9 protein-coding genes are annotated in these 11,704 nt (G+C 68.8%); 1 reads left to right on the top strand and 8 read right to left on the bottom strand.

The window, feature by feature from the left end; translation table 11 throughout:
• Positions 1-108 precede the first annotated feature (108 nt).
• From I0Q12_RS05605 to I0Q12_RS05585, 5 genes are all read right to left on the bottom strand, one after another.
• Positions 109-1,104 (bottom strand): ABC transporter permease, encoded by a 996-nt coding sequence (locus I0Q12_RS05605; RefSeq protein WP_197250998.1) that lies wholly within the window; start codon positions 1,102-1,104, stop codon positions 109-111.
• 3 nt (positions 1,105-1,107) lie between these two features.
• Positions 1,108-2,757: an ABC transporter substrate-binding protein gene (locus tag I0Q12_RS05600; protein WP_197250997.1), complete on the bottom strand. Its 1,650-nt coding sequence runs from the start codon at positions 2,755-2,757 to the stop codon at positions 1,108-1,110.
• A 156-nt stretch (positions 2,758-2,913) separates the two neighbouring features.
• On the bottom strand, positions 2,914-4,023 hold the full coding sequence (locus tag I0Q12_RS05595; protein WP_197250996.1) for an LLM class flavin-dependent oxidoreductase: 1,110 nt from the start codon (positions 4,021-4,023) through the stop codon (positions 2,914-2,916).
• A gap of 12 nt (positions 4,024-4,035) precedes the next feature.
• Positions 4,036-4,878, bottom strand: a complete 843-nt coding sequence (gene thiM / locus I0Q12_RS05590; RefSeq protein ID WP_197250995.1) for a hydroxyethylthiazole kinase — start codon at positions 4,876-4,878, stop codon at positions 4,036-4,038.
• A gap of 60 nt (positions 4,879-4,938) precedes the next feature.
• Positions 4,939-5,835 carry a rhodanese-like domain-containing protein gene (locus I0Q12_RS05585; protein ID WP_307846040.1) on the bottom strand — a complete coding sequence of 299 codons (897 nt, stop codon included), beginning with the start codon at positions 5,833-5,835 and terminating at the stop codon, positions 4,939-4,941.
• A 70-nt stretch (positions 5,836-5,905) separates the two neighbouring features.
• On the opposite strand from I0Q12_RS05585, the gene I0Q12_RS05580 reads away from it, so the two are divergent.
• Entirely contained in the window at positions 5,906-6,595 is a 690-nt protein-coding gene (locus tag I0Q12_RS05580) for a GntR family transcriptional regulator (RefSeq protein WP_197250993.1), read from the top strand.
• Positions 6,596-6,631: 36 nt separating this feature from the next.
• Here I0Q12_RS05580 and I0Q12_RS05575 read toward each other — a convergent pair whose 3' ends face one another.
• From I0Q12_RS05575 to I0Q12_RS32065, 3 genes are all read right to left on the bottom strand, one after another.
• Entirely contained in the window at positions 6,632-9,688 is a 3,057-nt protein-coding gene (locus I0Q12_RS05575; protein ID WP_197250992.1) for a bifunctional [glutamine synthetase] adenylyltransferase/[glutamine synthetase]-adenylyl-L-tyrosine phosphorylase, read from the bottom strand.
• A gap of 82 nt (positions 9,689-9,770) precedes the next feature.
• Positions 9,771-11,108, bottom strand: coding sequence for a glutamine synthetase family protein (locus tag I0Q12_RS05570; RefSeq protein WP_197250991.1), 1,338 nt, complete (start codon positions 11,106-11,108; stop codon positions 9,771-9,773).
• 84 nt (positions 11,109-11,192) lie between these two features.
• A partial coding sequence (locus I0Q12_RS32065) for an alpha/beta hydrolase (protein ID WP_231610068.1) occupies positions 11,193-11,704 on the bottom strand: 512 nt, incomplete at its 5' end.

Raw genomic sequence — 11,704 nt, 5'->3', positions numbered from 1 at the left:
ACGGTGCGGAAATCGCGCACAGCAGCAGCGCACCGAGCAGTACCGCGCCGACGAGCGCGAGGCGCTGGGACCGGGTTCGGGTTCCGACGATGGTCAAGCGGTTGACGTTCATACGGCTACCTCGGTGCGTCCTTCGGCCGCGGTCCGGTCGCGGCGCACCCGCGGATCGAGCAGCGGATAGGTCAGATCGGCCAGCAGGTTCGCCGCGACGATGCCGACGGTCGCGAGCAGGAACGCACCCTGCAGCAACGGATAATCGCGGGCGGTCACCGCGTCGTAGGTGAGTTTGCCCAGCCCCGGATACGCGAACACCGACTCGACGACGACCGCGCCGGACAGCAGCACACCGACCGTCAGGGTCAGGGTCGTGTAGACGGGCAGCACCGCGTTGCGCAGCGCGTGCCGGATCGCCACCCGGAACTCCCCGAGTCCCTTGGCCCGGGCGAGCCGGATGAACGGTTCGTCGAGCACGCCGATCATCGAGGCCCGGGTCATGAGGAAGAATCCGCCGATGCTCGCGATGGTCAGCGTCGCGACGGGAAGGACCATCCGCGAGGCGACTTCTGCGAGCCATTGCCCGCCGGTCGCGGTGATCGTCGCGGCCCCGTAGGACGGGAACCAGCCGAGCGTCACCGAGAACACGGCGATGAGGATCATGCCCACCCAGAATGCGGGCATCGAATCCACCACGAGGACACCGACAACCGTGCCGGTCTCCTTCGCGGTGCCGCGTCGCCACGCGGCCCACGCGCCGAGCAGGGTGCCGATCACGAAGGCCAGCACCATCGAGATGCCGACCAACGCGACCGTCCAGGACAGCTTCTCCCCCAACACGTCGAGAACAGGCCTGTTGTACTGCACGGACATCCCGAGATCTCCCCGCAGCAGCCCCGACCAGAACGAGAGGTACTGCTCGAGGATCGGCCTGTCCAGGCCGTAGCCGGCGCGGAGTTCCGCGAGGTACTTCTCGCCGAGGCCCTGCAGTTCGCCGACGTAGAGGTAGCCGACCGGATCACCCGGTGCGAGGTGCGGCAGTGCGAAGTTCAGCGTCACCGCCGCCCACAGCACGAGGGCGTACTGCCCTGCTCGGCGCAGAATAACCATCGATCAGTCCTGCGGCGCTTCCGCGTTCGCGGCGGCGACGACGTCCGCCGGCAGGAACGACCACTTGTGGACGATGCCGTAACCGGGGGTCTCGACCCAGCCCGAGAAGCTTTCGGCGTCGTAGGCCCAGGTCTCCTCTGCGTAGTACAGGGGAAGGGTCGTGGGCTGACTGTTGATCAGCTTCTGGATCTCCTTCAGGACCACAACACGGTCGTCGTAGTTGTCGGTGGCACGCCACTTCTCGTACAGAGCGTCGTATTCCGGGTAGGCGATCTTCGGGGAATCCCACAGGTAGCCGGAGCGGTGCGACATGATCAGCTGCGTCGGGTCGGCGGTCCCGTGCGGGACGATGTCGTTGATCAGGAAGTCGTATTCCTTGTTGGACGACGCACTCGACAGCGAACCCGCCTCGAGGGGCTCGACGACGACGGCGAATCCGGCCTCGCCGAAGTCCTCGACGAACAGTTCGGCGGCACGGACATGCTGCGGATTGCCGCCGTTGACGACCAACTTGAACGGAGCAGGCTTCTCACCGGCCGGGTTCTCGCGGAGGCCGTCTCCGTCGACGTCCTTCCATCCGAGGGAGTCGAACAAGGCGGCGGCCTGCGCAGGGTCGTACGGGGTGTCGGCGTCGGGATCGGCGAACGGTGCATCCGGGTGCACGTAGCCCTGGGTGCTGGGTCGCCCCTTCCCCAGCGCGACGATGTCGAGCATCTTGTCGCGGTCGAACGCGAAGCCCAGAGCCGTGCGGAAATCGGCCTGGGCGAAGGGTTCACGGGTGAAGTTGATTCGCAACTCGGTGAAACCCAGCGGATCCACGTCGATGGTGCCGATGTCGTTCGACGCGGTGAACTGATCGACCAGCTCGGGAGGCAGCGCCCGGTCGACGGCGTCGACCTGCCCGGAGCGAAGCGCGGTGAATGCGGCGGAGGAGTCGGCGATCACCGGCATGATCAGTTCGTCGACGGTCGGTGCGCCCGCGAAGTAGTCGGCGTTCGCCTCGAAGCGGTATCCGGTCGTGGGGTTGTAGTCGACGAGCTTGAAGGGGCCCGTGCCGACCGGCAGATCGGTGACTTCCTTGACCTTGGCCGGGTCGACGTTCGCCCACACATGTTCGGGCAGGATCGGCAGGTCGGCGAGCGTCACGGTGCCGAGTTCCGGGCACGAGTAGTCGCAGACGAACCGCACCGAGTGCTCTCCGGTGACGTCGATCGTCGAGATCGACGGAACATCGTTGACGTGGTGGGTGAACCGCCCGGTGGGCGCGGCGTGCATGAAGTGGAAGCTGAACACGACGTCGTCGGGTGTGAACGCCTCACCGTCGTGCCAGGTCACGTCGTCGCGCAGGTCGACGTCCCAAGTCGTGGGGTTCACTTGGCGCACGCCGGTGGCGAGCCACGGCTGCGGTTCCGCGACGTACGGCGACGGCGAGAGGAGCTTGTCGTAGACCAGCTCGGTCATCTGGTCGGTCTGGCCGACGAAGATGTTCAGCGGACCGCTGTCCTTGGCGACGGCGACGGTGAGCGAGTCCGCGGTTGCCGGACCGGACGCGGCGTCCGTGGTGTCGCCGGAGCCGCAGGCGGCCACGAGGAGCGCGGGCGCAAGAACGAGGGGTAAGGCGTGAGAGCGCCGAACGGTGCGCGTCAACTGCATGTCACTCTTCTCTGATTCGGACTGAGGTCTGGCTTACCTTACTTTGGGCAACCTACATTAACAATCAATTACTGACCAGTCCGAATTTCCGCAACCCAAAAGGCCACCACTACCGGGACCGGGGTCCCAGCCGTGGTGGCCTCGTCGCAGCGCGACTCAGAGTTCGCGGAAGCGCGGAATCAGATGCTCGGCAACGTTCTTCGCCTCGTCGATCAGAGGCCAGCCGGCGAGGATCAGCGTCGTCAGACCCGTTCGGTCGTGCAGCGCCCGCACGTGCCCCGTGATCTCGTCCGGCGTTCCGGCGTAGTACACCGCCGACGACCCGGTCGCGAAGATGTCGAGCGGCGACCACGCCGTGATGCCGGCGTACAGGCCGTCACCGAGATACAGGTCCTTCGGCTCGGGCAGGCGGCCGGCGTTGATGGTGTCGACCCAGCCCTGCCGCTGCGCGTCGCGCGCGGTGAACGTCTTGAGGTCCTGCTTGCCGCCCGTGCGACGGCGTACCGCCTTGTCCAGGACGTCGGTGATCCGATCGATCCCGGCCTTCTCGAACAGGGACCGGAACCGGTCCAGGGCCTCGGCCTGCGTCGGCCGGACGATGACGCCGGAGAGGGCACCGAAGTCGGTGAACTCCCTCCCCTCGGCGGCCGCGGACTCTCGTGCCGCGGTGAACTTGGACTCGACGAACGCCGTCTCACGCAGCATGACCAGGTACGCGTCGAGCACCTTGCCGGAATTCTGCAGTCCCGCAGGCGAATCCCCGGTCCCCCACAGCGGAACGCTGTGGTCCTCGCTCGGCGCGTCGATCCGCAGCGGCGTGTTCGGGAAGTTCGACTCGGTGCCCTCGGCGTAGATCCGCCGGAAGTCCGCCCAGTACTTCTCCCCCAGTTCGTACCGCCGGTCGTGCTCGACGTTCATGTCGTACTTGGTGAGGATGTTCTCGCGGCCGTTGACGGAGTTGATCATCAGGCGGCCACCGCTGAACGCGTCGAACGTCAGCGCCTTCTCCGCGAGCAGACGCGCCGGCGTCATGTTCGCGTAGATCGCGACGAGGAACTTCATGCGCGTGGTGTGCGCGGCCGCCCAGGTCGCCGAGATGAACGGATCGTTCGGCCACGTCGCGACGAGCGCGCCGTCGAACCCGCCGTTGTCGATCGTCTTCGCCAGTTCGATCTGCCGCTGCCCGTCGACCGGATACAGCCCGCCCGGGCTCCACGGGTAGTCCCCGTCGGCCTGGGTGAGATACCAGAAAGTCTTGATGCCCATCGGTTTTCGTCCTCAGTTCGAAAGTTCGAGCGCCTCGATGCGGGCGCGGGCCCGCAGCGTGTCGGCATCGACCGCGTACAGCGCGTCGAGATAGGCAACGGCGAACGATCCCGGGCCCGTGGAGTTCTCCTCGGCGATCTCGGCGGCGACCGCGACATGCGCGTGCGCGGCGGCCAGACCGATCAAGGGGGTCGGCGCCACCGCCAGGTAGGCCGCGACCAGGCCGCCGAGCGAGCAGCCGGTGGAGGTCACGCGCGGAAGCATCGCGCTGCCTCCGGCGATGCGCACCCCGGTGATCCCACCCTCGCGGTCACGTCCGACCAGGTAGTCGACGGGTCCGGAGGCCGAGACGGCGTCGGCGTGCTCGAGCAGCGCCAGCGCCGCTGGGACCGCGGCGGCAGCCTCGTCGGCGCTGTCGACGCCGCGGGTGTCGCCGCCCAACCCGGCGAGCGCGATGATCTCCGAGGCGTTGCCCCGGATCGCAGTCGGGTGCAGGGCAAGCAGATCGGCGGCCAGACCGGTGCGCCACGGCAACCCGCCGACGCCGACCGGGTCGAGGACCCACGGGGTTCCGGCCTCGCGCGCGGCACCGGCGGCCTCGGTGAACGCGGCGGCGGTGCCGTCGTCCGGGGTGCCGAGATTGACCAGCACACCGCCGGCGATCCGGGCGAATCCACCGGCCTCGTGGGCATTGTCGATGTGGGCGTTGCTGGCACCGGCCGCGAGCAGCACGTTGGTCAGGAAGTTGGCGGAGACGATGTTCGTCAGCGACTGCACCAGCGGCACCTGGGCACGCAGCGCCTCGAGCGCGGCGGCCACATCGTCGACGGTGGGGGCGTTCGTCGTGGTAGTCACAGAAGTTCCTGTCGGAGAGGGGAAGTCGGTTTCGGGACGATCAGGAGCGGCGACATCGCGTCATGTGTCACCCTCCCGGTCCTCGGAAGGCGCGGCCGTGACCATGGGCAGTGCGGGATCCGCCGTCCATTCCTCGAGCGATCCGTCGTACACGGCCAGGTCGTCGAACCCCACGCGCACCAGCGCGAGGGCGACCAGGCAGGCCGAGACACCGCCGCCGCAGTAGAGGACCACCGGGCGCTCGGAATCGGCGAGCACCGCCTCGGCCTCCGCGGACACCTCCTCGTCCGGCCGCAGCAGCCCGTCGTCGAGCAGACCCTTCGCCGGCAGGTTGAGACTGCGCGGGATGTGGCCGCGCCGCGAGTAGCGAGTCGTCGCGGTGCCCGCGAACTGTTCCGGGTCGAGCGCGCAGACCAGCGTGCCGGGGGCATCGCCCGCGCTGATGGACAGTACGGCGTCGCGGTCGCGCCACAGGCCGTGATCGGTCGGCTGTGCCCACCGTTCGGTCGCCGGGCGCGGCTCCGCCGCACCGGTCTCGACGGGCAGTCCGAGTGCAGTCCAGCGGGCGAGTCCGCCGTCGAGGACCCGCGCGGCGATCCCGATGTTGCGCAGCATCCACCACAGTCTCGCGGACCAGGTGTTCGTGCCCTGGTCGTACACCACGATCTCGGCGTCGGGTGCGATACCGAGGTTCGCGAGAGCGTGCGCGAGCCGGGCGGGTGCCGGACGGGTGAAGTGCAGGTTGGCGTCGACGGCACTGAAATCGCCGAGCAGGTTCGCGTGCAGCGAGCCGGGAATGTGGGCGCGCTCCCAATCGGCGAGACCGGATTCGGGCCGGTAGTCGCCGTCGAAGCGGGGCTTGGGGAACGAGACGGTCGCGTCGAGGATCGTGTAGGTACCCGGATTCCGGGCCAGGTCCTCGGCCCTGATCAGTACGTCTCGCCTGTCGTCGCTCACCGCAGCGACGCTAAACGACGAATAACGTATACGCAAGTATCCGGATGTCGTCGATGGCATAATCTGACCCATGACCCACGGCGACACCACCGCGGACCTGACCGGTTCCCTGCTCTCCGAGCCCCCGACCGGACGCGACGACCAGACGTCGAAGCAGTACCTGCGTCTGCGCGCGGACATCCTCGCCGGCAAGTTCCCCCGCGGCGCCGCCCTGCACGAGACTCAGCTCAGCGAGACCTACGGGGCCTCCCGCACCCCGATCCGCGAAGCGCTCAACTGGCTCGCCCACGACGGGCTGCTCGAACGCGCCACCCGCGGCTTCCGGGTGCGCTCGGGCACCGCCGAGGACGTCATCGAGATCTACGCGGCACGTGTCGCGCTCGAATCCGAAGCCGCCGGGGCCGCCGCCGTCCGGCACACCGAACTCGACATGGCACGCCTCGAACAGCTCCACGGATTCTGTTGCGCCGCAACCGACGACGCCGAGGTACGCAGCGGAAACTTCCGGTTCCACGAGGCCCTGTGGCAGGCCGCGCACAACTCGACCATCACCGCGCTGCTGGTGCGCCTTACCACCCAGCTGCGCATCTACGACTCGGGGCCGCCGTCCAACTACGGCGAACCCGACCTCCTCAACGCCGAGCACGAGCAGATCCTGGCCGCCCTGCGGGCCCGCGACGAAAGCGCCGCCCGCGAGCACATGCGCACACATCTCGAGCGCAGCCGCGAACAACGCATCCGCCTCTTCGCGCAGAGCTGACCGCTCCCCTACCGGGGTCGCCTTACCCCGTGGCCACTACCCGTGCCCGTCGTATCCGTGCGCGCTTCCGTAACCGTTGTCGGTTCCCCCGAAGACCCGCTCGACGACGGCCCGGGCTCGCCGCGTGACCCGCAGGTAGTGGTCCAGGAACTCGGAGGCGTCCCCCTCCCATCCCGCGACCCGCGCGACGGCGGTCAGCGTCTTACCCGGCCCGGGCAGCTGATCGGTCGGTTTGCCCCGCACCAGCACGAGCGCGTTGCGGGCCCGCGTCGCCAGGAGCCAGGACTCCCGCAGCAGCGCGACATCCTCCTGGCTGACCAGTTCCGCGGCACCGATCGCATCGAGCGCCTCGAGCGTCGAGGTGTTGTGCAGCGCCGGAATCCGGTGGGCGTGCTGCAATTGCAGCAACTGCACGGTCCATTCGATGTCTGCCAGGCCACCGCGGCCGAGCTTGGTGTGGGTCGCCGGATCCGCACCGCGCGGCAGCCGCTCCGAGTCGACGCGCGCCTTGATCCGCCGGATCTCGCGCACCGCCTCCTGCGACACCCCACCCTCCGGGTAACGGACCGCGTCGATCATGCGCAGGAACCGTTCAGCGAGATCGGGGTCGCCGGCGGCGGGGTGCGCACGCAGCAGCGCCTGCACCTCCCACGCCTGCGCCCACTGCGCGTAGTACGCCTGGTACGAGGCGAGTGTGCGCACCAACGGCCCACTGCGACCCTCGGGCCGCAGACCCGCGTCCACCTCCAGCGGCGGATCGGTGCTCGGCGCGCCGAGCAGCTTGCGGACCTGTTCGGCGATCTGGTTGGCCCACTTGACGGCCACCGTTTCGTCGGCGTCCGGTAGCGGCTCGCACACGAACAGCACGTCGGCATCGGACCCGTAGCCCAGTTCGGCGCCGCCGAGCCTGCCCATGCCGATCACCGCGATGCGCGCCGGCGCAGGGCCCTGCTTCTGTTCGGATGCGCGGATCACGGCGCCCAGCGCCGCCTCGAGCACCGCGGACCACACGCTCGACAGGGCCCGGCACACCTGGGGCACGTCGAGCATGCCGAGGATGTCGGCGCTGGCGACACGGGCGAGTTCGGCGCGCCGCAGCGATCGGGCCGCCCCGATCGCGCGCACCGGATCGTCGTACCGCGCCGACGACGTGACGATCGCCTTCGCGACCTCCTCGGGTTGCGGTTCGAGCAGGCGCGGACCGTTGGGGCCGTCCGCGAACAGGCGCACCACGTCGGGGGCGTTGATGAGCAGGTCCGGCACGAACGCCGACGATCCGAGCACCGTCATCAGCCGTTCGGCGACCGAGGGTTCGTCGCGCAGTGTCCGCAGGAACCACACCGCGTTGTACATCGCGTCGGACAGCCGCCGGTACGCCAGCAGGCCCGCGTCGGGATCGACTGTGTCGCTCAGCGATTCGAGCAGCTGCGGAAGAATCAGTGCCTGGATCCGCGCCTTGCGCGAGGCACCACCGGACAGCGCGGTCAGGTGTCCGAGCGCGTGTTCCGGTGCGCTGTAGCCGAGCGCCGCGAGCTGACGCACCGCACCTTCCGGGGACAGCCGCACCGCCTCCGCGTCGAGGCGGGCCACCGATTCGAGCAGCGGACGGTAGAACAGCTTGGCGTGCAGCTTGCGGACCCGGGCCGAGTTCCGCTTGATCTCGGCCTCGAGCACCCCGAGCGCGTCGTTGCGGCCGTCCGGCCGCATGTGCGCGGCACGGGCCAGCCAGCGCAGTGCCTCCCGGTCCTCGGCGGGCGGCAGGGTATGGGTGCGTTTGAGCTTCTGCAGTTGCAGCCGGTGTTCGAGCAATCGCAGGAACTCGTACGACGCCCGCAGGTTCGCGGCGTCGTCGCGGCCGACATACCCGCCTTCCGCGAGCGCCGACAACGCTTCCACCGTGTTGGGTACCCGCAGCGATTCGTCGGCGCGGCCGTGCACGAGTTGCAGCAGCTGGACCGCGAATTCGACGTCGCGCAGGCTCCCGCGTCCGAGTTTCAGTTCGCGTTCGCGCAATTCCGCGGGGACGAGTTCCTCGACGCGCCGGCGCATCGCCTGCACTTCCGGAACGAACGCCTCACGCTCGGACGCGGTCCACACCATCGGGCTCAACGCCTCGATGTAGCGGCGGCCCAGTTCGAGATCGCCGGCCATCGGCCGGGCCTTGAGCAGCGCCTGGAACTCCCACGTCTTGGCCCACCGGGTGTAGTAGGCGATGTGCGAGTCGAGGGTTCGGACCAGTTCGCCGCGTTTACCTTCCGGACGCAGCGCGGCATCGACGTCGAAGAACGCCGACGTGCCGATTCGCATCATCTCCCCGGCGATGCGGCTCGCGCGCGCGTCGGCGGGCTCCGCCACGAACACGACGTCGACGTCGCTGACGTAGTTCAGTTCGCGCGCACCGCATTTGCCCATCGCGATGACCGCGAGATCGACGGGGCACGGTCCCTCGGGGACGATCGTCGCGACCGCGACGGCCAGCGCGGCGGTCAAGGCCGCGTCGGCGAGATCCGCGAGCTTGTGTCCCACCTCGATGTACGGCAGCACCGGCTCGTTCTCGACGGTCGCCGCGAGATCCACGGCGGCGATGAGCATCAGCTGATCGCGATAGGAGGTGCGCAGCGCCGGTATCGCCGCGGGGCCGGTGAGCTGCGCCCGGTAGACGAGCGTGTCGGTGCGGCCCCCCGGCTCGGCGACCGCTCCGACGCAGTCGAGCATGCGCGCGGTGAACGTGTGCCGGTCCGGCAGCTCGAGTTTCCCGGCGAGCATGCGCCAGCGGTCCGGGTGGGCGACGACATGGTCGCCGAACGCCGCGGAGGCCCCGAACAACCCGAACAGCCGTCCCCGCAGTCCCTTGTCGAAACGCAGCGCGCCGTCGAGTTCGGCCCACCCGGCCTCGTCGAGTGCCTCCTGCAGCCGAACCAGGTTCCGCAACGCCAGATCGGCGTTCGGGGCGCGCGACAACGACCACAGCAGTTCGATGCTGTCGGTGTCGTTCCAGGCGAGCTGTTCGAGGTGGGCTGCGGCCGTGGGCTCGACGAGCCCGAGCCGGCCCGGTCCGGGAATCGCGGACCGGGCGGGTGGCGGTTTCACCACGCACCCACCCCCGGTCCCACGCCGGTCGGATCTGCCGCGATCTCCTCTGTCCGCGTCCGCACGCCATTCACCCTATCGCCGACTACAGACCCAGGTACTGCTCCAGCTCGTACGGGGTGACCTGGCTGCGGTAGTTCTCCCATTCACGCCACTTGTTGCGCAGGAAGTAGTCGAACACGTGCTCGCCGAGCGCCTCGGCGACCAGCTCGGACTTCTCCATCTCGCGCAGCGCGATGTCGAGATCGGTGGGCAGCTCGCGGTAGCCCATCGCGCGCCGCTCGGCGGAGGTCAGCGACCACACGTCGTCCTCGGCCTCGGGGGCGAGCTCGTAGCCCTTCTCGATGCCGCGCAGACCGGCGGCCAGCAGCACCGCGAACGTCAGGTAGGGGTTGCACGCCGAGTCCGGGGTGCGGATCTCCACGCGGCGCGACGACGCCTTGTTCGGCGTGTACATCGGCACGCGCACGAGCGCCGAACGGTTCGACGGACCCCAGCACGCGGCCGTGGGGGCTTCTCCGCCGTGCACGATGCGCTTGTAGGAGTTCACCCACTGGTTGGTGACGGCGCTGATCTCGTTGGCGTGCTCGAGGATGCCGGCGATGAACGCCTTGCCGGTCGCGGAGAGCTGCAGCGGATCGTCCGGATCGTGGAAGGCGTTGTTCTCGCCCTCGAACAGGCTCATGTGCGTGTGCATCGCCGAACCGGCGTGCTCACGGAACGGCTTGGGCATGAAGGTCGCGCGCACACCCTCCGCCATCGCGATCTCCTTGACCACGTAGCGGAAGGTCATCACGTTGTCGGCCATCGACAGCGCGTCGGCGTAGCGCAGATCGATCTCCTGCTGGCCGGGGGCGGTCTCGTGATGGCTGAACTCGACCGAGATACCCATCGACTCGAGCGCGTCGATCGCGTGCCGGCGGAAGTTCGGGGCCGAGCGGTGCACGGACTGGTCGAAGTAGCCACCGTCGTCGGCCGGGACCGGGGGCTGGCCGGGCTCACCGTTCTCGACGAGGAAGAACTCGATCTCGGGGTGCACGTAGCAGCTGAAACCCAGATCCGACGCCTTGTTCAGCTGGCGGCGCAGCACGTGCCGCGGGTCCGCCCAGCTGGGGGTGCCGTCCGGCATGGTGATGTCGCAGAACATCCGCGCCGAGTACTGGTGTCCGCGATCGTCCATCCACGGCAGCACCTGGAAGGTCGTGGCGTCCGGCCGCGCGACCATGTCGGCCTCGGAGATGCGGGAGAAACCCTCGATGGCCGAGCCGTCGAAACCGATGCCCTCCTCGAAGGCTCCTTCGAGTTCGGCCGGGGCGATCGCCACGGATTTGAGCGTCCCGACGACATCGGTGAACCACAGGCGCACGAACCGAATGTCGCGCTCTTCGAGGGTGCGGAGCACGAACTCCTTCTGGCGATCCATAGTGGCGAGACTAGGCACTGGGAGTTAACTCCGTGTTACATCGGTGAGTTATCGATGCGGCGTGTCGCTCACAACCGCTACGGGTCAGCAGTGCGGGTCGGATTCCGGCACCTCGAGGGACACCAGATACCGGATCACCGGGTCGTCGACGCACCGCTGCCCGTCGAGCACCACGGTGTGCTGGGTCCCGGTGAAACTGATGAGCGCGCCGCCGAGCTGACGGGCCAGATCCACGCCGGCCTGATAGGGGGTCGCGGGATCCTCGGTGGTCGAGACCACCAGCACCGGAGGCAATCCCGGAACCTCCGGAGTGTGCGGCTCGCCGGTGTTCGGCACCGGCCAGAACGCACACAGATCCAGCGGGGCCTGCCCGGTTCCGGGAGGCGGCGCCGTTCCTCGACGACGGCCGCGGAACCGGGTGTCGGCCTCGCCGGCCAGGGCCCGGTCGGTGATCCGCGGGTCGTCGACGCACCGGATCGCGTTGAACGCGTCGTTGACGTTGTTGTAGGTGCCGTCCTCGCCCCGCCCCTCGTACATATCCGCCAGCAACAGCAGCGTGTCGCCGTTGCCGTCGGCCAGCGACCGCAGGCCGCCGC

The sequence above is a fragment of the Rhodococcus sp. CX genome, from assembly GCF_015865005.1.
Lineage (GTDB): Bacteria > Actinomycetota > Actinomycetes > Mycobacteriales > Mycobacteriaceae > Rhodococcus.
This window is presented reverse-complemented; position numbering and strand designations above follow the sequence as displayed.